Source organism: Pseudomonas sp. MWU13-2100 (assembly GCF_023242365.1).
Classification (GTDB): Bacteria; Pseudomonadota; Gammaproteobacteria; order Pseudomonadales; family Pseudomonadaceae; genus Aquipseudomonas.
Map to the genome: position 1 here is coordinate 129,239 of NZ_JALLIX010000001.1, position 19,354 is coordinate 148,592.

The 19,354-nt window shown below is 50.7% G+C and carries 17 protein-coding genes, 1 tRNA gene and 1 pseudogene; 9 read left to right on the plus strand and 10 right to left on the minus strand.

Annotated elements, in window-relative coordinates; genetic code table 11:
• Positions 1-74: 74 nt before the first annotated feature.
• A tRNA-Ser gene (locus tag M5B99_RS00640) sits at positions 75-164 on the plus strand.
• Positions 165-364: 200 nt separating this feature from the next.
• Here M5B99_RS00640 and M5B99_RS00645 read toward each other — a convergent pair.
• On the minus strand, positions 365-1,384 hold the full coding sequence (locus M5B99_RS00645; protein ID WP_248802162.1) for a ParA family protein: 1,020 nt from the start codon (positions 1,382-1,384) through the stop codon (positions 365-367).
• 799 nt (positions 1,385-2,183) lie between these two features.
• Between M5B99_RS00645 and M5B99_RS00650 the strand changes: the two genes are divergently transcribed.
• Entirely contained in the window at positions 2,184-2,906 is a 723-nt protein-coding gene (locus M5B99_RS00650) for a hypothetical protein (protein WP_248802163.1), read from the plus strand.
• Between the two features lie 536 nt (positions 2,907-3,442).
• Here the strand turns inward: M5B99_RS00650 and M5B99_RS00655 are convergent.
• Positions 3,443-4,450, minus strand: a complete 1,008-nt coding sequence (locus M5B99_RS00655; protein ID WP_248802164.1) for a DUF4352 domain-containing protein — start codon at positions 4,448-4,450, stop codon at positions 3,443-3,445.
• 117 nt (positions 4,451-4,567) lie between these two features.
• On the opposite strand from M5B99_RS00655, the gene M5B99_RS00660 reads away from it, so the two are divergent.
• The 3 genes from M5B99_RS00660 (at position 4,568) to M5B99_RS00670 (ending at position 5,908) form a co-directional block, all read left to right on the plus strand.
• The gene (locus M5B99_RS00660) at positions 4,568-4,819 is read left to right on the plus strand and encodes a helix-turn-helix domain-containing protein (protein WP_103498447.1); all 252 of its coding nucleotides are present in this window, start codon (positions 4,568-4,570) and stop codon (positions 4,817-4,819) included.
• Positions 4,820-4,931: 112 nt separating this feature from the next.
• Positions 4,932-5,138, plus strand: coding sequence for a hypothetical protein (locus tag M5B99_RS00665; RefSeq protein ID WP_177101097.1), 207 nt, complete (start codon positions 4,932-4,934; stop codon positions 5,136-5,138).
• Between the two features lie 131 nt (positions 5,139-5,269).
• Positions 5,270-5,908, plus strand: a complete 639-nt coding sequence (locus M5B99_RS00670; protein WP_248802165.1) for a recombinase family protein — start codon at positions 5,270-5,272, stop codon at positions 5,906-5,908.
• Between the two features lie 193 nt (positions 5,909-6,101).
• On the opposite strand, the gene M5B99_RS30025 is transcribed toward M5B99_RS00670, so the two are convergent.
• Positions 6,102-7,595 (minus strand): DUF6538 domain-containing protein, encoded by a 1,494-nt coding sequence (locus M5B99_RS30025; protein ID WP_248802166.1) that lies wholly within the window; start codon positions 7,593-7,595, stop codon positions 6,102-6,104.
• A gap of 589 nt (positions 7,596-8,184) precedes the next feature.
• Here M5B99_RS30025 and M5B99_RS00680 point away from each other — a divergent pair.
• Together M5B99_RS00680 and M5B99_RS00685 are read left to right on the plus strand one after the other, a co-directional pair.
• The gene (locus tag M5B99_RS00680) at positions 8,185-8,379 is read left to right on the plus strand and encodes a hypothetical protein (RefSeq protein WP_248802167.1); all 195 of its coding nucleotides are present in this window, start codon (positions 8,185-8,187) and stop codon (positions 8,377-8,379) included.
• A 58-nt stretch (positions 8,380-8,437) separates the two neighbouring features.
• On the plus strand, positions 8,438-9,334 hold the full coding sequence (locus M5B99_RS00685) for an SDH family Clp fold serine proteinase (RefSeq protein WP_248802168.1): 897 nt from the start codon (positions 8,438-8,440) through the stop codon (positions 9,332-9,334).
• A 54-nt stretch (positions 9,335-9,388) separates the two neighbouring features.
• Here the strand turns inward: M5B99_RS00685 and M5B99_RS00690 are convergent, their stop codons facing one another.
• Entirely contained in the window at positions 9,389-10,270 is an 882-nt protein-coding gene (locus tag M5B99_RS00690; protein WP_248802169.1) for a tyrosine-type recombinase/integrase, read from the minus strand.
• Between M5B99_RS00690 and M5B99_RS00695 the strand changes: the two are divergent.
• Positions 10,224-10,430 (plus strand): annotated as a pseudogene (locus M5B99_RS00695) (DNA adenine methylase); the annotation flags it as partial. The gene M5B99_RS00690 and the pseudogene M5B99_RS00695 overlap by 47 nt on opposite strands.
• A 367-nt stretch (positions 10,431-10,797) precedes the next feature.
• Here the strand turns inward: M5B99_RS00695 and M5B99_RS00700 are convergent.
• The 6 genes from M5B99_RS00700 to M5B99_RS00725 all read right to left on the minus strand — a co-directional run bounded on the left by M5B99_RS00700 (position 10,798) and on the right by M5B99_RS00725 (position 18,025).
• Positions 10,798-11,319 carry a hypothetical protein gene (locus M5B99_RS00700; protein WP_248802170.1) on the minus strand — a complete coding sequence of 174 codons (522 nt, stop codon included), beginning with the start codon at positions 11,317-11,319 and terminating at the stop codon, positions 10,798-10,800.
• A 621-nt stretch (positions 11,320-11,940) separates the two neighbouring features.
• Positions 11,941-12,504 carry a hypothetical protein gene (locus tag M5B99_RS00705; RefSeq protein ID WP_248802171.1) on the minus strand — a complete coding sequence of 188 codons (564 nt, stop codon included), beginning with the start codon at positions 12,502-12,504 and terminating at the stop codon, positions 11,941-11,943.
• Entirely contained in the window at positions 12,491-14,974 is a 2,484-nt protein-coding gene (locus M5B99_RS00710; protein WP_248802172.1) for a M23 family metallopeptidase, read from the minus strand. Before M5B99_RS00710 ends, M5B99_RS00705 begins: the two co-directional genes overlap by 14 nt.
• Positions 14,922-16,958 carry a type VI secretion system tip protein TssI/VgrG gene (tssI, locus tag M5B99_RS00715; protein ID WP_248802173.1) on the minus strand — a complete coding sequence of 679 codons (2,037 nt, stop codon included), beginning with the start codon at positions 16,956-16,958 and terminating at the stop codon, positions 14,922-14,924. Before tssI ends, M5B99_RS00710 begins: the two co-directional genes overlap by 53 nt.
• A 386-nt stretch (positions 16,959-17,344) precedes the next feature.
• Positions 17,345-17,719, minus strand: a complete 375-nt coding sequence (locus M5B99_RS00720; protein ID WP_248802174.1) for a helix-turn-helix domain-containing protein — start codon at positions 17,717-17,719, stop codon at positions 17,345-17,347.
• 3 nt (positions 17,720-17,722) lie between these two features.
• A complete protein-coding gene (locus tag M5B99_RS00725) occupies positions 17,723-18,025 on the minus strand; it encodes a type II toxin-antitoxin system HigB family toxin (protein ID WP_248802175.1) in 303 nt (100 codons plus the stop codon).
• Positions 18,026-18,392: 367 nt separating this feature from the next.
• Here M5B99_RS00725 and M5B99_RS00730 point away from each other — a divergent pair, with 367 nt between their 5' ends.
• Entirely contained in the window at positions 18,393-19,313 is a 921-nt protein-coding gene (locus tag M5B99_RS00730) for a LysR family transcriptional regulator (RefSeq protein ID WP_248802345.1), read from the plus strand.
• Positions 19,314-19,354: the final 41 nt, after the last annotated feature.

The window sequence follows — 19,354 nt, forward strand, 5'->3', positions numbered from 1 at the left end:
CATCTGATAGCACGTAATTTTTTTGCAATTGGGGCTTCGCTTCCAGCAAAAGTGTTGTTATGATGCGCGCCGTTGGAGAGATGCCAGAGTGGCCGAATGGGACGGATTCGAAATCCGTTGTACCTTCACCGGTACCTAGGGTTCGAATCCCTATCTCTCCGCCATACAAATGAAAGCCCCGTAGATCATGGTCTACGGGGCTTTTTTGTCTTTGCATTGTACTACTCATTTGTACCACTCATCCGAGACCTATTTTGGGCTAGCTGTCTGCGGCGTTTAGCGAAGCCTCGGGTTGAGGCTTCTAGTGATCGGCTAGCGGGGCTGGGTCGGCGAATCCCCGCCATTTTAGATGTCACTGTCCGTCTCAGAGTTTTTCGACGATTTCGTCAATTGCCGAGACGGCGTGGTCCCTGTATTCCGCCTTCACCTGAACCCTATGACCGCTGATTGTTAACTTTCCCGTTTGCATAATCGAAAACGGACACCCGCGAGCGAATGCGACCACGCCCGTCGTGCCGAAGTCCCTGATGTCGATAATTCCATTTTTTGTATTGGAGAATGTGAAAAATTGGGGGTGTGACTTGATTAGCCCTTTCAAATCACTATCGATACCGGACAGAACCGCTGCGAATGCGGAGGCCGAGCCCATGTACTGCGTGAGTCTGTTTTTCAAAATCAGATGGACCTTCGGAAGGTCTCTATTGGCGGCTTGCATCTTGGTTGCGAACGTATATTTCGCGTATACCTCTGACGGAAGTTTTACGCCGTAAATCAACGAAAAAGCGTTCTGAATGGCTCGCCGAGACGAGTCATCTGCCATAACCGGCAGGATCACTCGGTCCGCTGCGGCAAGGGCAATTTGGGTGTACATCGAAAAACTTGGGTTTGTATCGATGAATACAAAGTCAAACTCATCCCTGATCTTATCTAGGAAGTCGCCCATCCAATTAATTACGCCGAACCACGCATTTACTCCAGGTAGGTCAGCGTTTGCGAGGGTATTCATCGCAATGGCTTGGAGTTCCAAAAGTGGATCACCACAGAGTAGGTCGATGTTCTCTGGAACCATGTCGTTGTAGTCTTTCGGGCTAGTCAGAAAGTCCCATGCGTCAAACGAGGGTGGTGCGAAAGGGGCGGGTAACCTGGCGTCGAAGTAACCGCCAATACTGCATCTCGGAACCAGCCCTTGGCGTTCGAGCAGTTTTGCGCTACCACCATTGGCCAACCCACCGAGCAGAAGCTCAGAAAGGTTAGCTTGGGGGCACATGTCGACAACGAGAATGCGCTTTTCGGGATTTAGCTCGGCGAAGCGGCATACTGCCTGAAAAGTTAAACTGGTCTTGCCTGTACCGCCTTTGTTGTTCCAGACTGCATAGGTAAGCATGGTGAAATCCTCAATTTGATGTCCGAAGTAGACGTTAGCATGTCCAAAATGGACTCTCAAGTGTTTGTTTTGGACATTTGTGGGTGGCTGTTGTTCATGCGCTGAAAATTGACAGCCTTTGCCCGGCTTCTGCGTCGGTCACCGTGCATTCTCTCTTGGTAGCCCAGGTGCTGCTCTCGGGGATGTGGGCAGCGGCATAAATCGGATGCATTCCTAGCTCTTAGGGTGCGCCATATCAAACGAAAACCCCATAACCGCACATGCCCTACAGCGTCGCTTGGTGCGCGGCTTAAACAGGCTTATGGGCCTGGACAGGAGTATGGGTGCGTCCAGTGGTCTCGGAGATCATTCGGCAATCGCAGACAAGCAGCGACAATACAAAGACGGTTACTCGGAACTACGCAGGGTTTGTTAAAAACAATTTCTGCAAGCTGTTTAGATGGCTACGGGTATTATGCTATAATGAACAGAATACCAAGCCCCAAGATTCGTAATATCTAGCTTTCCGTTGGGGTGGTCGCGCTCCCAGAAAATAATTGTATAGAATTCAAAAGCGCGATTTTTTCGTACCCAGACTACGGTCAGGGAAGGTTTGACTTGCAAACACCAAAATATCCCCCCAAACCCATGCACTGCTGGGTGTTGGTTATGTTTCGTGGGCGGGATCTTTATTTCTCTGCTCTGTTCCATGGTATCTAGTGCGACAGAGTTGAATGCGGGCAGCGGCTTGGTGGTTACTAATATTAAAGGTGCTTTGTCATGCATCCAACTAGGAAATAGGTCTGAATAAAAATCTACCATGTCAGAAAACAAAGAACATTACTCCCAGGATCGTTTTATGGGAGTTCCAATCAAGTGCGGGGTTTTATACCCATCGATCACCAAGATTCTAGAAGCATTGTATGTGATGATTTACGAGGGTACAAAAGCCTACCCTAGGCCACGCGGTTACCATGTCCGGCTTAGGTTTACGGAAAAAATGACTAGTCGAACATTCAGTGCCCGTCTTTCTACTTTTTTCCAAAGAAAGTCTGGTTACGTGCCACTACGTTTGACGATTGTGGAATGCGATGAAGACGATGAAGGATTACATTATCACTTCGCTATAATATTGAATGATAGGTTAGATCGGAGATCAAGTTTACAACATTTTATGGCGCGGCTCTTGGCTGGAGGTTTTCTGGCCAACTATCAAGTGGTCTGCCCTGATATTGACGCTTATGGGCATCACCTTCGAACCATAGAAGAAAAAGATAACTACTTTGAATGGATGAGCTATCTGGCGAAGGTCTATACAAAGCCTGAGCATGGCCAAATTTTTAGCCCCTGCCGCGCTGTCAGTCGTGCATTGAAGGAGTGGAAACTCGCCGACAAGCCTGACTTACGAAAACTGCTACTCGATCAGCAATCGAAAGATAGCAGTGCGGCTGTTGATATCTTTGAGCTCATGCAATTAGTTGACGTGTCGCCCATGGTCATGGTGTCGCGTACGGCCTCTAATGCGCTGTACGGGACGGCTTAGGCGATCACCCTGTGGGGTGAGCTGGAGTTGTGTTGAGGCCCTGCAGTGATGACTACAGGAGCTTCTATGACCCCAAGCTTGTGGCATTGTGATCAATGGCACTCGACGTGCGCTTGGGAGTTTCTAGATGTGGTCATTCGTGCAAGGTTGGGAATCACCATAATCTAATAAAATTAGACAAGCCCCAGGCAGCTTTTCGCAGGGGCTTGAACTATCAGTAGTTCTACTTTTAACCAAACTTGTATAGTATTAGAGTCGACGTAAAAGTCACAATCAATGATGCAGCTGTCCATTTGAGCGAGCCTAGAAAAGTCGACTTACTGGCCATGCCGAATTTGAACCCCAGCCCCCACAACCTCCACTTATTGGCCGTATAAATCACCATCGGTGCTACAATACTGGCCAAAACCCAGAATAGGATACCCGGTTCCTGGTTAGCTTTAGTACCAGCCAATGCGAACCGTACATACCCAGTCAGAATTACAACGAACATCAATGTGATTTTGCTCATAACGTATCCCCCACAGACAAAACATTCAGATCGACCCGCATGAAACTGTCACATCATCCGTACGTTCGTCCGGGTGCCAGACAATTTCCCCCGTCAAATCGGCGGGAATTCGAAAGATTAATTTCGTTCGATAGGTAATTAGCGGATTCAGAGGTTCGGCGTCGGATCCAAAACCGCTCTCATTTACCATTTCGAATTTATCGAACTTATACACTTTCCCATTTTTACTAACCGCCACACTACCAGGGAACATATACTTGCTAGATGTCGACACGTTTTTAAAACTGGCATCGACAATCAGAAACTTAGAGCCGTTCCAGGCTTTCGGTTCTAAGAATGGGTTTAACGTTCCAACTTTTCCACGTGCTACACAGGAATTCGCAGTAATCTTAAAGCCACCTACAGTTGCTGCATTACCTTTGGGGGTCAGCAGACGTTTCTTGTAGGCTTCCTCCTCATCACGAACACCCTTGGCATAATCTTCTCTATCAGCTTTCTCTGCTGCTAGAAGATTGACGTGTTCCGTGGTTCGATTGAGAAGCCACTGAAAGTAGCTTTTTAATTCCTTATTGGCCTTGGAGCCCACATCAACATAAGCCTCAACGAAATGGCATCTATATGAATTGTTCAGATAGGTTTCATCAACATTCTTTCCTATAGAGAACATGTCTGAAAAGTAACCGAAATCCCTTTCTACGGTGTCTTGTGCAAAATCAAGATTTTCAGGCTTCTTCAACGTTTGCAAGAGCGTAACCAGCTCAGCATCGTTCGAGAAGGGCGTATAGTCTTGGCTAATGGAATTTCTCTTTAACATCTTATCAATCAGCTCATCGTAACCAGAATCATCAGCGGGTCGCGACAGCTTTGTGCACTCAGATTTGAGTTTTGCAATGTCTTCTTTGTCATCGGCAAATGCATTGGTTGCAATACAGACCAGCCCACACAACAGAAGTTGTCTAGACACCTTGGCTGCCCTGACGCCCGTCAGCGGGAGGGTCTGCGCAGCAAAAGAAGTACCCGAGTAGAGTTTCATTTTGATCCGTTTCAGGGGTTATGCATGGCCGATTGCCATGTGATACCAAATTTATCTGAAAATCAGATATCTGAAAAGCGGATATAGCGTGTAGGGCTATTTTCAATGGATAGCCGTATGCCCAAGGCCATTTACCGACCCGAATACGAGGTGTTTCTGACCTTGCTGAAAGACCGACGGATCAAGGCCGGTCTGACACAGGTGGAATGCTCAAACGCACTGGGACGCCCGCAGTCCTTCATGAGCGACGTGGAGCGAGGCACCCGCCGATTGGATATCATCCAGATTCACGACCTGTGTGAGGTGCTTGGATGCGACCTTGTGGAGCTGATCCAGGATTTTACCGATGGGATTCAAAGGATAAAGTGACACACCACCAGTGAGCTCGGGTCCTTGCTGGCCCAAGATGATGAAGCACCGTGATGTGGAGGCATCTTTACTTGGAAAATAGATATTCATCCCACATCAAGGAACACATCCAGTGCCAGACCGTGATGCCACCATCGCCGACGCCCTTGAGCTGATTGCACTCAATCAGAACGCGCTGGGTGCCGCGATAGAAGAGATTTCTCGTTGGGTCCTCGAACGTGGCAGCCAGAACGTTCAAGCCAATGTCTTGTCGGCGCTGCAAACACTCGATATCAACGCCGAAGGTATCGCCAACGCAATCGAATTGCTACGCCGTTAGCTATCAAAGAACTCTACTTTTTTGGTAGTCCGATAGGTCGAGCGTGCGTGCTATCAAAAAACATTTGTGGATAGCTATATGATAGGTTTATCATAGATCTATCGAAATTAACAATAAAGGATAATTATAGGATGAAAGCTCATCTGTATCTTCGTGCCAGCACCAAGGACCAAGACGCTCTGCGTGCGAAAGCTAGTTTAGAATCATTCGCGGCAGACAAAGGTTTAGTAGTCGCCAACATTTACTCGGAAAATATCAGTGGTACGAAACTGCATCGTCCTGAACTGATTCGGTTGCTGGATGCAGCACATCCCGGCGAATGCATCGTATGTGAGAGTGTTGACCGTCTAAGCCGTTTGTCCCAATCGGATTGGGAAACACTTAAAGCCAAAATCAAAGCGAAGGGGCTACGTCTTGTCATCGCAGACTTGCCAACGAGCCACATGATGGTTCAAGACAAAGGGATTACAGGACAGATCATGGAAGTGATCAACAGCATGTTATTGGATCTCATGGCAACTATGTCGCGATTGGATCAAGAAAAGCGTGTTGAACGGATCAAGCAAGGCTTGGCGAACAAACGTCTCGCAGATCCGACTTGGACACCAAAGGGCAAGGGCAAGAATGTCGAAAAATGGGCAAAGATTCAGTCGTTAATTATCAAGCATCCCGGAATGTCGGCAGATGACATAGCCAAACTCGCTGATGTCGGCGTAGCTACAGTTTATCGGGTAAAGCAGAAAATCCAAGCAGTAGCCCCCCTGCACTAATGGGTGGGGGGTAAGAATTTCGTAGGTACCATACAATAACCGGTAGCTACTAGTAGGTACATGTACCTAGTTCCGTTGTATGGGATTTAGAAAATTTGGGGGCCAGAAATTTCCAACTGGGTATTCGTACGCCACTGATCACCTATCGCACTGGGATTGTCCGCAGTTACACACCTATAATGCAGCACAGTCGTCACTGTGCTTGAACATTGTCACTTTGATTCGGCCACGGCTTTAATTTTGGCAGTTTGGAAATGGCTTTAAGCTTTTGCGCTGGGCTTGCCCCTCCGTCATACACATCAAAGGTCACCGTACCTGTCTCGTGCCCTACGATCTCCGCAATTAAAGTGCCCTTTACGTCAGCCCTTTGCAGCTGGGTAACCACGGTCGCTCGGATGCTGTGAAAAACATGTGATCTTCCAAAGCCGTGAGCAGTCTTGAGTCTACCGAAAGCTTTCGATAGTGGGTCCGACCGGTTGTCGTACTTGTTGCGGCTATTGGACGGGATCAAAAACCCATCCTTGGACCCTTTAACTAGCCGATTAACAATGTGTTTGAGGGCGGGGTGGATTGGAACTGTACGGATGCCCGCGAATGTTTTGGCGTCAATGAAATCAAAACACTGCACGCCTTCGATTGTAACGACGTTATCCCTTGTCAGTTCGCATAGCTCTTCAATACGGGCGCCCGTGTATAGCCCGAGAAGAATTAGGTCAGCCAGTGTGATGTTACCAATTTTCATTGCCGCGTCGTGCAACATAGACAGGTTTTCGAGGCTCCAATCTTTCCGTTTGCTATCGGCCCTTTCCTTGGCAGTCATTTTGGGTAACTCATGGCTTACAAACGGGTTCGCTCTATCCTTGTATTCAGCCCGCCAGCGCTCATCGTTCCGATTGGCCCACTTCCAGAACATACTTCCTGCTAGTAGATACTGGGTGAGGGTTTTTCTCGTCAACTGAAGTGAGCCCAACCAAGCCGATACCGTATCGAATTCCAGAGGTCGCAGATTGCTGGTTAGGTAGGCAGATAGCTTTTCAAGTTTTGATTCTTGTTGATCAATCGTCTTTGGAGCTATTTTCTGGGTAACCCTGTAGGCCCGGAATGCAGCCAGTCTCGCCTTTGTAATCGGTGATTTTGCTTTGTGGCTGGTTGGGTCTGCTACCAACGCGGCAAGTTCCTGGCGTTGTTCCGATGTGAGCTGATATTTTGTCGCCATGGATTTTTGCAGGACAGTCTTGAATGCCCTGTTGAAGTCATCTCGAAGCGCCAGTTCACCGGCAATGCCTTTTTCCGTCATCTGTGCAGCCATCAATCCAATGTAACCGGGCAAATAGGGATGGTCGCGATTGAATGCGTTGACTTCAGCATCGGTTATTGGTTTGGAGGGCACGTTTTCACCAATGATGGCCCGCTTTCGGTTCTGGATGAGTGTTTCCATTTCTGTTGCGGCCGCAATGATATTTTCTTGCCAGCCTTCGGGTGGTTCCTTCGCTTTGCGTGCTGTCTTGATTTGGTCCCGCCAAACAGCCAGATAGGTGTGGCTGGCGTGTACTGCTTCGGTGCGTGATGCAGTCTTCAACGATTGGATGAAAACCTTCCTACCTAACCTCTCTTGTACGTCAGCAGGGACAGCTAATCGGGCATACCACGTCGACTCGCCTTTCTTCTGGAATATGAAATCAGCCACAATGCCGCCCCTTTTGAGTAAAGCTGAATTGTACTACTAATTTGTACTACTTTGCGGCTATAAAGACCAGTTATGCTGTGTTTTCTGGGTGTTTTCCTTGTGTGTGGTGAGTCCCTATCTCTCCGCCATTATTGAATATGACTAAGCCCCTGAAAATGTTGAAGTTTTCAGGGGCTTTTTCGTTCATGGCGTTTTGTTTAGGGTATTTCTAGGGCACAAAGGCGTCCCTACAGGCCGCCCTGGGCCTGTTAGGGAATGTGGCTGTGTAAGCGGCAGGGTCGTGCAATGTGAGCTATGTGCTGCCCCTGAAGAGGCTTGGGGTGGGGTCTCGCTATGTATCAACCTGCCAGATTAAATTCGTTTATTTTTTCAAAATAACTATGGCGAGTCATTTTGCCATCAGCTACATTCACACACGAATCGATTCAACGGACGAGCAACCGCGATTCGAGGAACCAATGACCGTTACGGTCGTCGGATTTACGTACGGACAGCGTAGCGCGTGCTTTCATTGAAAATATCGCTTTGATAGTATCGCCAACCAAATTTCAAGGCTCGGATGGACACGAAGCCTTTATCGGAGCAGAACATGCAAACAAATCGCACTGATTTTGACGCTGGTTTCGCGCTTTTGGGTCTGAACACCAGCCCAGGTGCTCAGCAGCTTGGCGCTGTTCCTTATGCGCGGCAATTCAAAAAGTGCACGATTTTGACCGAGGTCAATGTGAGTTACTCGGCCAGTACTTCGGTAAATAGTTCGGTTAAATTAAGCACGCGAAAATAATTCGAAATACCAATGTATCAAAGGCCCGGTACGCCCGGGCTTTTTTATGGACGATGATATGCCAAACTGGACTCAGGTTTTAGAAGAGATAATCGTAAAAGAACAGACTGAAGGTAATGGAGTCGATGGGGTTCGGCGAAAGTATCTTAGTCTTCTCCAGAAGGAAACTGGTAGGAATGTGATTGCCTACTATTCTGGATTTTTACAGAAGCCGGGGTATGGATTCGGGCATATCAATGATGATGACAAAAATGGTTTTATGAATGCGATTCACGGCCTGAATAGAGACTTAGGCTTGGATTTGATTCTACATACCCCGGGCGGAGATATTTCTGCGGCAGAGTCTATAGTTCACTATCTGCGTGGAATGTTTGGCACTAATATTCGAGCAATTATTCCTCAGTTGGCTATGTCGGCGGGGACTATGATTTCCTGTGCTTGCTCTGAGATTGTTATGGGGAAACAGTCCAATATCGGGCCATTCGATCCTCAGCTCGGTGGGCTTCCCGCTCATGGTGTAATTGAGGAATTCGCCAAGGCTATCGAAATGGCGAAGTCTGATCCGCAATCTATTCCGATATGGCAGGCAATTATCAGTAAGTATCATCCGACTTTTTTGGGTGAATGTGAGAAGGCTATAGATTTGGCGGATCTGGTCGTAAAGAATTGGCTTGTTAGTGGTATGTTTCATGGGGATGAGGATGCCCTGAAGAAAACCGAGAATATAGTTCTTGCGCTGAATGACCATGCGGGGACGAAAACACACTCTCGTCATCTTCATATTGAAGATGCGATAGGGATTGGTTTGAAGGTGAGGAAGCTTGAAGATGATCCTATTTTACAGGATCTTGTACTAACGGTTCATCATGCCTATATGCATACATTTGCGAACTCGACGGCTGGGAAAATCATTGAGAATCACAATGGGAGTGTGATAGTTCTGCACTCTCAATGATGCAGTTCAGAATCGAGCCCAGGACCAGACGTTCGGGGCTCTTGATCTGAATGACTATTCTCTAAAACCTAGCATTTTCGACACGATACCCGCCATGCTTTTCGTGTCCTTCGGTATCCATCTGCCGTAATGCTTTCTGACCATCGTTGTGTCTGCATGGCCGAGCTGTCGGGCGACCCATTCCACGGGGACATAGCTTGACAACATTTGGCTGGCGAACGTGTGGCGGCATTGGTTGGCACCACGGTGTCGGACTTCGGCCTTTTTCAGGTGGGAGGTGAACCAATTGCTTAAGGTCTTGCCGCTCCAGAGCAGACCGCTGGTAGAACTGCGGAACAGAAACCTGACCTTCTGTTTCTTCGAGGTGATGTTGTCTCGCTGAATCACTGTGATCTCGGTGATCGGCGCGTTCTCGGCGGCGGCAAGGATCTCGCGCATCAATTCCAGTGCTGGGTCGATCAGCTCCACCACTCGCACCCTGGAGCGTTCTTTCGGTACTTTAAACTCGCCTACCACCAGAGCCCGGCGGATATGAACGGTTCCAGCTTCAAGGTCGACATCCTCGACGGCCAGACCGATTAGCTCGGACAGGGATAGTCCGGTCCAGCAGTTGAATACGATCATCTTGGTATCGGTTAGCCGTTCCGGATCGGCGGTACCGATCAGCGCTATTTCTTCTCGGCTGAATGGGGCGGCATGCTCGTGGTCCGCATCAGCTCCCACATTGCTGATCCTTTCCAGCGGGTTGGTTTTAAGGATCCCGTCGCCAAAGGCGTCGGCCCAAACCCCGCGCACCACTGTGAAAATATCGTTCACTGTTTTCGGAGCCAAACCCTGTTTGAGCAACTGCGCCTGAAAAAGCTCGATATCGCTCTTGCTGATGTCGACGATGGCCGACTTCATGCGGCGCTGCAAGGGGAGGGTGATGGTCAGCATCAACGACCACCCGGATATCCGCCGGGCGTTTGAGGGCTTTCACTTCGAGACTTTGGATATCCGCTACACCACAACCAATCAGCGGCAGGGTAAGGTCGAGGTTAGCGGAGAATTGGTAATCATGAACTGGGCACCGGAGGCACTGGGAGGACTGTTCTGATTCATCGGAAAGCATGTTCCGATATGAGTTTCGGCAGAACCTGCGGCTCTGCCGGAAGGAGGGACTTTAAGTTTTTGGTTAAAATCCCATCAGCCAGTGTAAGGGGGGACGAAGCTTATGGGGCTTCAATGATTAAAATCCGTCCCTTACCCCTAAATAATTCAACTTCTTTCGACTAATCGCCTATCGAAATAAGCACCTTCTTCAGCTTGGATATATCATCCTCATAAAAATCATTACGCTGAAAAATAAAGATAACGCCATCCCCCGCGTCGTGCTCGAGCGTGCTGCAGACGAGAGTATATCCATTGTTATCCAGCGGCCCTTTATATATAACTACCTTAATGTCTAGCGCGCTTTCACTGCGTCATTCGGCAGTGCATTTACCGTCGCTAAGATCAGGCTTCATCGTCTTATTCCCAGTTTCGTACCAGCTTGCTAGAGACTGGCTCTCACAGTAAGTTTTTTTCTCACTATCAAAATAGAACGCAATCAGGTTATCTACCATCGCACCTCGGTTTGGTAGGAAAAGCTTAACCCTGTACAAGATATCTGGTGCTGCTGATGCTCGAGAAAAATTAATTTCGCCCCCTCCTTTAAACTCACAAGGGGCACCATTAAACAATGGAGATAAGCTGTCATTCGCAAAGATATAGATAGAACAATTTTTTATAGAGTCCTCAAAAACGATTGCGCTTATATAACTATCACCCCATTTCAGCGTTCCTTTGGGGAATGCATGAATGCTCTTTACAGTCATTTCGTTTTCTTTGGCTATTTCTTCTTTTACGGTGTCGGGAAGCAGCGCCTCCTCAGGGGCAGGAGCACTGCCATAAGAATTTGTCATGTAAGAAATGAAAATAGAGAGAAGTAATGCTATTTTTTTCATGCCGGTTTGCTCATGGAGAAGTTTACTGTAACAGGGTGTCGAGGTGTCGTTATGGTTTCGGTGATCGAAGTGGCAACGGAGTCGCTTAGATATCTAAACACATACTGCGCATAAGCTTGCCTTTCATGATAGCCATTCCCACCGCCATTCACCAACACGGATACGCTCCCAACCCTAGCAGGGTCGAATATTTTGTCGCATTCGCGGTTAATATTTATATCATTGCTACGATTAATAATCTTCGAAACCCAATAGAAACCACCACTCATAGCTGCCTGTTGCATCAGGCAGAAAACGGCCGATTCTGTTGAAAAAGTCGACCCGGGCTGGCTGTCCATGCATTGAGCGGTGAAAACGTCATTTTTGCACGCTGCTACGTGAAATCTGAGTGCTGAACCCTCTGCTCAAAACACGGATTTCAATCTCAGACACGTACTTTTCTGTCGTGAAAACCGAAGCGGACTGTTTTCAATAGAGTCGGTCAGAAGCGGACGCTCAGACTCTAGGCCGCTTCCTGCCAAAAGGATCCGTCCGAAACTCGTTCTGGCGAAAGCTGTTTCATCCAGGAGACCAACCGATAAGCCTCACAAAAAAACTATCCCCGGCCCATCTAACCGATTATTATTTTTGCCCAACTATCAAACCAAGCAGTCTCTTAAAGTCTGAAATATCATTTTCATAAAAGCTATTGCATTGAGAAACAACTACATAGCCCTCTTTAACCTTTCTTTCAAGCGTGCTACAGACAACTCCCGGGCCCTCGGAACCACCCGGCCCTTCATACACAATATCTTTCATATTTACTAATCTCCAGCTGTCTTGCACCATCTTTGACTTTGCCGCGACGGATGCGTCAGCAGAATTGGAAATTTGTTCAGTGTTTGGTAATTTAATCAGGTTGTTGTAAGATTTTTCGCCATCTCCCACTGTTTTTAAAACAGCATCCAAGTCGTCTCCGAACACTACGAAGGTCGGAAGATTTTCAAGGTTCGTCTCATAAGAAGGCTGATTGCGAGGAACTAGTTTCAATATGCTTATGCTTCCGTTTCGGACGCAGCTTGAAGTTTCTAGTTTTGACTGCGAGAGATCAAATTGACATTGTTGCCCTTCAGCAAGCCCAATTGCTGGAATAGAAGTTGCGCAAACAAGCCCGAGCGTGGAAATAATGCGTTTAAACTTTTTCATTGAGTACGCTCCAAATAGGCGCAAGTGCATTCTGCCGTTCAGTGTTGTGGTCGGGAGTTTTACCAGGTCCGCCTCTATTAATCACAGAGCCGACTTCCGTTGCTACCGCTGATGTAGCGCCTACGTCTGCATACTTACTTATTTTTTCTCTCGCCCAGAAAAAACCAGACGCATCACAAGCGTTGTAGTCATCTGTCGCAAGAAGAGCGGGATGAGGATCTGTAGTGAAATCCTTTCCTCTATATCTTTCATAACTTTTATAGTTTTTTCTTCCGGTGATTTGCAGGAAGCCGCGACCGTGAAATCTATCACCGTCCCCCGCCATTCCTCCATGAGCCGAATTGGCAGCCCCATTATCCATTCCGGCGGCCTTAGGTGCTATTTGTCCTGGACGTGAAGCCATATAACCAGATCTATTTATTGTTGGCTTCGGATTCGGCCCAGGATTCGGAAGCTCAACCGGGCGACGCCCAGAGGGTAGATTATGCTCCCGAGTAACCGCGGTATCATAATCTTCTCCAGCTTCAGCGGGTGTGATGACTTCATACATAGTGCGAAAGTACCGTGGCCCCCCTATTTCTTCCCGATATTTCCACCAGCCTGTTTCGATCCCAACTTGCGAAAAAAAATGAGCGGTCCGAAGTCTGGAGCTACTAATCAAGTATTTTGATAGCATTTTATTCGTTTGTACTTTCAGCTCGGCGGCGCGTTGCCTACCCGCCGCCGGGGCCACCTTCAATACATGCGCAAGTTCTTCACTGCTAAACCATCCACACTTCCGGAATGCCCGAATAAACTCTATGGGAGGGAAGTGCCAATGGCTTTTGTCAATTTCTGTTAAGTTTGCCTGCTCCCAAAATGCCAACTCAGTCTGATGCTTTTTTATTTTGTCATATTGGTCCTGAGGCATCGGACCACCATCCGCTACCTTCAGCAACCACCCATAACGGGTATCAAAATCACTCGAAGTCCATTCACTCGGAAACTTGCAAACCAAACGTCTTATCCGTTCTTGCGTTTCAGCTGAGCGCAGACGAGACATGCTCAGTTCATGCTCGTTTGTGTAGCGCTCCGAAAGATTATGTTTTTCTTCCTCTGAAAGGACTGCATAGCCAGGGGAGTTCGCTATGCTGACGGCATCACCACTCCCAGGCTGAACCATGGCAGATCCAAACCCCAGCAGGCTCCTGATGAAGTCGGACTGGCAATGACTGTCCGTATCGGTGTCATCATCAACTAGATGCCAACCTTGCCAGTGGGGAAAATCCGCATCACTGAATTTAGTTACGCTGTCGGCATTCAGGTTGACCCAGCCGGATTTGCTCTGTTCGCCTGCTTTGCCTGGAAATTTGATTTGGCGCCAGTGTGCTGCATCGAGAGGTTGCATGACATCAGGCCCCAATACTCGCCCGAAGCGCAACAGCTCATAACCAGCGCTTGGTGACTGCGGGTAGTATTGCTTGGCCTTGTCGTACAGCTTGTACTCGTACTCTGCCTCCTCTTTTTGAGCGCCTATTTCCAGGCCACTTATGTAAAAGGACGTCAGCGTGCATTGGCCCTTTTCATAGCTCATTCGTACAAAGATGCCTTCCTGAAGTAGCGAAGCTACCGCCGGTTCGTACCCGCCCACTGTGGCAGGGGCACTTGTGGACGTTGGTGAGCTGCCACCTTCTTGGACCGGCGGGCTAGTGGGCATCGCTGGAGGGCGGTAAACCACAGTTCCATTGTTCAATGGTTGGCGACGATCAGGAGGTGCGGCATCGTAAATAAGTACCTCCGGAGGGACAAAAAAATACATGTCGCCCCAACAGCTTTCCGTCCGTCCATTATTCGACTGGTAGCTAAGATCCCGAGTGCTTCTCCCCGTCAGGTTGGCTATCTGGCTCGGATCCGAAATGATCTCGAAGTGGATGCGTCCCGCCTGGCCGTAGATGCTGCCCGCCTCGCCGATAGAGTCTTTTCGGAGGACCGCCGCGCCTATTTGCAGTGGGGTCAGGTTGATCTTCGACAAGTGCATGTAGATTGAATAGAAAACGACTTTCGACTGGGCCCCCTCTCCAATTTCAGTTTCATGACGCAGAACGACACAACCGTTATCCGTCCAGCCGCCTCGGAAATTAAGTGCATGATCTTGCGAAAGACTCACTGGAGTGGGCGCGCGAAAGTAAGCCAGCGTTCCATCAGAAATTGCGCGCACCGACAGGGCGTGCTGATTTTCCTTCGGAGCGGTTAGATGGACACCGCCATGCCAGTTGAGATCAAAGCTCAGTGGGTAACCACCGTCACCAGGAACACCGCCAACCATGGCCCGTGCCAGAAATGCTTCGTCAGTTTCTCCCGCAACCGAGCTAGGAATAAAGGGGGGGCTAATGATCATTTTGAGAAATCCTTGTCCATGTTGACGCTTGTTATTCCATTCATAGCGAAAAAGGGTAATCGACGGTGGGTTTAACCTTCTCAGACGGCGCATTCCCCAACGCCTGATCCATCAAACTCCCCGCCTTATCCTTATCCACAGCCCCTGGCAGCACGGGCGATAGCAACGAAATCCCGCTGCCAATACCGGCAGAACCACCGGCGTTCGCCAGAATCTGCGCGCCCACCATCGTGATGCCGCTGGCATCGAGCTTGATGAAGCTGCCACCCGCCTGCACGGTAATTTCCTGGCCGGCTTCGATCGTCAGCTTCTGCCCGGCCTTGATATGGATCTCCTGTCCGGCTTCGATCAACTGCGCCACCCCCAGCTTGATGTGCTGGTTGTTGCCCACGCTGAGGTGGTCGTCGACTTTCACTTCGGTCTTGCGGTCAGCAACGATGGTGCGGTGTTCTTCAGCCTTGAACTGGCTGTGGCTGTTGGCTTCGACGGTGTCGTGGCGTTCATTGCCGACGCGGATGGTCTGGTTGTTCTCGATGTTCTCGTCCCAGTCGCGCTGGGCGTGAATGAAGATTTGTTCCTGGCCTTTCTTATCTTCGATACGCAGTTCGTTGAACCCGCCACCACCGGGGCTGCTCATGGTCTTGAATACGGTGCGGGTCTTGTTGGCCGGCAACGGATAGGGGACCGGATTTTCCTTGTGGTACAGGCAGCCGCTGACCACGGGTTGGTCGGGATCGCCCTCCAAAAAAGTGACCAGCACTTCCATGCCGATGCGCGGAATGGCAACGCCGCCGTAGCGTTCGCCGGCCCAGCTCGACGACACACGCAGCCAGCAACTGGTGGTGTCGTCGCCCTGGCCTTCTCGGTCCCAGAAGAACTGCACCTTCACCCGACCGTACGGGTCGCAGTGTATTTCTTCGCCCTTGGGGCCGGTGACGACGGCGGTCTGGTTACCCAGCATCCGGGGCTTGGGGTGGTTCAGCGGCGGGCGGAAGAACACATCCCACGGTGTCGCCAGAAAGCGGTTTCGGTAGCCATGATGGAAGTCGTCCTTGTTGTCGGTAGTGTCGCTGGTGACCGACTCCTCCAACACCTGGGGTTGTTTGCCTTCATGGAAAACCTCCGTCAGCAGCCACAGATCGTTCCATTCGCTACGCGGGTGATCGGCCAGGGGCAGGAAGTGGCCGCTGACCAGGGTGGTCTGGTCGCTGCGGCCCTCGGCTAGGCGGTAGTCGGCGCGGTGGCGTTCCAGTGCGCGTTGGCTGAGCTGCTTACCGCGCGCGCGGTCGGTAAAGCGGCCGGGGTAGTCGTAGTCTTCCAGGTCCGGTCCAGTGACGTTTTCGCTGGGCTCATAGGCTACTTCCAGTTCCAGACGCGGTTTCTGGAAGTCGTAGTCGCGGCGAGTGGTGCGATTGGTGCGGGTTTCCACTCGTACGCTGAGGCGCTTGATGACCGGGTTGTCGGCGGCCATGCCGGTGTCCTGCACGTAGGACGTGGGTGCATCGAGCTTGGGAAAGATGGTCTGGTCGTCGCCGAACACCAGCCTATGGCTGTCGGTGCTGTGCTCGAAGTGGTAGTGAATACCTTCTTCTTCGCACAGGCGTTGGATGAAGTGCAGGTCGGATTCGTCGTACTGCACGCAGTATTCGCGTTCCGGGCAGGGCGTGCTCAGCTGGAACTGGTAAGCATTGCTGAGGATGCCGTGCTCTTCGAGGATCAAGGCAATGATCTTCGGCGCGCTGAGTTGCTGGAAGATGCGCTGGTTGATGCGGTGTTCCAGGTAGGCCAGTTGCGGTGTCAGCACCACCTTGTAGCGGTGCAGGCGCTGGCCGTTGTCGCCCTGGGCTATCTGGTAGACCTGGCCGTGGATGCCGCTGCCGGAGGCGTCCAGGGCAAAGAACGCTTGTTGGTGCAGGAAGGTTTCGATGTCGATGTCGGCGCGTTCGCTGACCAGATCGATCTCGAAGCGGTAGAGCTGGCTGATGCCTTCTGTGCCGGTGAATGCGAGGACCTGAAAGTCGCTTTCCAGGCTGTCGAAGGTGATGCTGAATTGAGTCTGATCCGTGGGCGCGAACATTCCATGTTCCCTTACTTGGTGCGGGTGTTAAGTGAGCAGGAAGAGCTCCATAGATTGGATTCAATGTCGCCCTGCGCAGGGCGCGGATAGTAACACCAAATAAAATGTTCAACGTTCTGATCACGTAGGCCCCACCTCTCCTGCATCGCTTGTCGATGCAAGAGATGGCTTGGAGTGGGCAATTCACTCGCCGGAAAGCTTAGTCACGAACTGTAGGCCTTGTATTATCTAGGGTGTGTGTATTTTTACGGACGTTACGGGCCAATAGATTGGCGGTCTATCTCTCCGCCATACATAAAAAAGCCCCTGAAATCGCGAGATTTCAGGGGCTTTTTCGTTGGATGAAAAAATCTGCACTGACGCAGGCAGATTGGGCATATGAGGCGTTATCCCGCAGCCTTCATCGGCCTGATCAAGCTCTCCGCCGGAATCCCAAACATCTCATGCAGCTTCCAGATCATCGGCAGAGTCAGGGCTCGCTTGCCATTGAGCACCTCATAAACCCGATTCTGCCGGCCAATGGCTGGCACCAAATCAGCGGCTGACAATCCGGACTGCTCCATCCTGAACCGTATGGCGTCCACCGGGTTGGGCAGGTCGACCGGGAAGTGCTTCGCTTCGTAGACTTCGATCAGGGTGATCATCACCTCAAGGTAGTCGCCTTCTGGAGTGCCGGGCTCCGGTTCGTTGTCGAACAGTGGGGAAACAGACTTGAGTGCCTCCTGGTAGTCCTGCTCGGTGTGGATTGGGCGAATGTTCATGGGTTACTCCATTTCTACGGTATCGGCATCAATGGTGTCGTACTGCTTATGCGTACCGACGAATTTGATGTAAAGAGCGCCGTAGCGGTAGGCGACGGCAACCACGAGCCGATAGTCGTTACCTTTGATATTGAACACGACTCTACTGCTCTTGAGAACGCTGGCGTGGCGAAACTGGGCTTTGATCTCGGCTGGCGTCTGACAGTTCGCTTTCCTCACTTCGTCCATCCAGGCAAGGAAGGATTGCTCAGAGTCCGGGTGTTTCTGCCAAAAGGTCTTGAGTTGGCTGATCGCGATAATTCTCATGGAAGATCCTAGTCCCAGGGTGGGACTTATGCAAGAGGGTGCAATCTGTTCGGTGATTTTCAAATACCTCGCCAGTCCCCGGAATTCCAGGTCGAAATCTTAAGAAAGTATGAGTTTCTAAGGCATATTCAAGGAAAGATCGGCACCTTTTCAGGCGCTTATGGCCATTCTGAATATTCAGCGCGCGGGGTGGCGCCTGATTTGCCATGAGCGGTTTGGGGCCCCCCAAGTGCCCGGGATCTGCTCGAGTTGCTCTTTCAAGGTGATTGGGTCGTTGTTTGTCCGCACAACCCGTCCCTTCGTCGTCTGGACACGTCCCTTCTTACCTTCCTAGACTGAAGCAGAACCGATGACCCTGGGACCACAGATGAACCGCAACGAATTGCGCAAGGCCGACATCAACCTGATGGTGGTGTTCGAAACACTGATGCTCGAACGCAATGTGACGCGGGTGGCGGAGAAACTGTTTCTGGGCCAGCCGACCATCAGTTCGGCACTCAATCGCCTGCGGGCGATGTTCAACGATCCGCTGTTTATCCGTGTCGGACACCGCATGGAGCCCACCGCGCGGGCCGAGGAGATCATCCTGCATCTGTCGCCTGCGCTGGATTCGCTGTCGAATGCCTTGAGCCTGACCCACGACTTCGACCCGGCCAGCAGCACCATGACCTTTCGCATCGGCCTGTCGGACGATGTCGAGTTCGGCTTGTTGCCGACGCTGCTGCGAGCCTTGCGCCAGGAAGCGCCGAATGTGGTGATCGTGGTCCAGCATGTCGACTACTGGCGCATTCCCGATCTGCTGGGCTCCGGCGACATTACCGTGGGTATCAGCCAGACCCGCGGTCTGCCGGCCAATGCCAAGCGCAAGCTGTTGCGTCATATCCAGCCGAGGATCCTGCGCGCCGACGCTTCGACGACGCCTTTGACCCTCGACGAGTACTGCGCGCGACCCCATGTGCTGGTGTCCCACACCGCCAATATCAGCAGCTTGGCCGACGAGTGGCTGGCGGAAATCGGCCGCAAGCGTCACGTGGTGCTCTCGGTACCGCAATACAGCGCCCTGCCGGCCTTGCTGGCGGGTACCGACCTGGTCGCCAGCCTCCCGGATTACACGGCCAAGGCCATGGCGGCGTCGGGGCTGTTGTTTGACGAACCGCTGCCGTTCAAGGTGCCGAACCTGGACCTGTCGATGGTCTGGCTCGGGATTGTCGATACCGATCCGGCCGAGCGTTGGCTGCGTTCGCGGCTTGAGTATTTCATGAGTGATCGGGAGCCCTTGGCGCCTTGACCTTTTTGTCTCGGGGCAAGCGTTGCGCTCATGCGCTATCT

Coding starts and splice junctions, on each gene's coding strand:
- M5B99_RS00645 (WP_248802162.1), bottom strand. CDS start 1,384: ATGCTTACCTATGCAGTCTGGAACAACAAAGGCGGTACAGGCAAGACC.
- M5B99_RS00650 (WP_248802163.1), top strand. CDS start 2,184: ATGTCAGAAAACAAAGAACATTACTCCCAGGATCGTTTTATGGGAGTT.
- M5B99_RS00655 (WP_248802164.1), bottom strand. CDS start 4,450: ATGAAACTCTACTCGGGTACTTCTTTTGCTGCGCAGACCCTCCCGCTG.
- M5B99_RS00660 (WP_103498447.1), top strand. CDS start 4,568: ATGCCCAAGGCCATTTACCGACCCGAATACGAGGTGTTTCTGACCTTG.
- M5B99_RS00670 (WP_248802165.1), top strand. CDS start 5,270: ATGAAAGCTCATCTGTATCTTCGTGCCAGCACCAAGGACCAAGACGCT.
- M5B99_RS00680 (WP_248802167.1), top strand. CDS start 8,185: ATGCAAACAAATCGCACTGATTTTGACGCTGGTTTCGCGCTTTTGGGT.
- M5B99_RS00685 (WP_248802168.1), top strand. CDS start 8,438: ATGCCAAACTGGACTCAGGTTTTAGAAGAGATAATCGTAAAAGAACAG.
- M5B99_RS00690 (WP_248802169.1), bottom strand. CDS start 10,270: ATGCTGACCATCACCCTCCCCTTGCAGCGCCGCATGAAGTCGGCCATC.
- M5B99_RS00700 (WP_248802170.1), bottom strand. CDS start 11,319: ATGAAAAAAATAGCATTACTTCTCTCTATTTTCATTTCTTACATGACA.
- M5B99_RS00705 (WP_248802171.1), bottom strand. CDS start 12,504: ATGAAAAAGTTTAAACGCATTATTTCCACGCTCGGGCTTGTTTGCGCA.
- M5B99_RS00710 (WP_248802172.1), bottom strand. CDS start 14,974: ATGCGCCGTCTGAGAAGGTTAAACCCACCGTCGATTACCCTTTTTCGC.
- tssI (WP_248802173.1), bottom strand. CDS start 16,958: ATGTTCGCGCCCACGGATCAGACTCAATTCAGCATCACCTTCGACAGC.
- M5B99_RS00720 (WP_248802174.1), bottom strand. CDS start 17,719: ATGAACATTCGCCCAATCCACACCGAGCAGGACTACCAGGAGGCACTC.
- M5B99_RS00725 (WP_248802175.1), bottom strand. CDS start 18,025: ATGAGAATTATCGCGATCAGCCAACTCAAGACCTTTTGGCAGAAACAC.
- M5B99_RS00730 (WP_248802345.1), top strand. CDS start 18,393: ATGAACCGCAACGAATTGCGCAAGGCCGACATCAACCTGATGGTGGTG.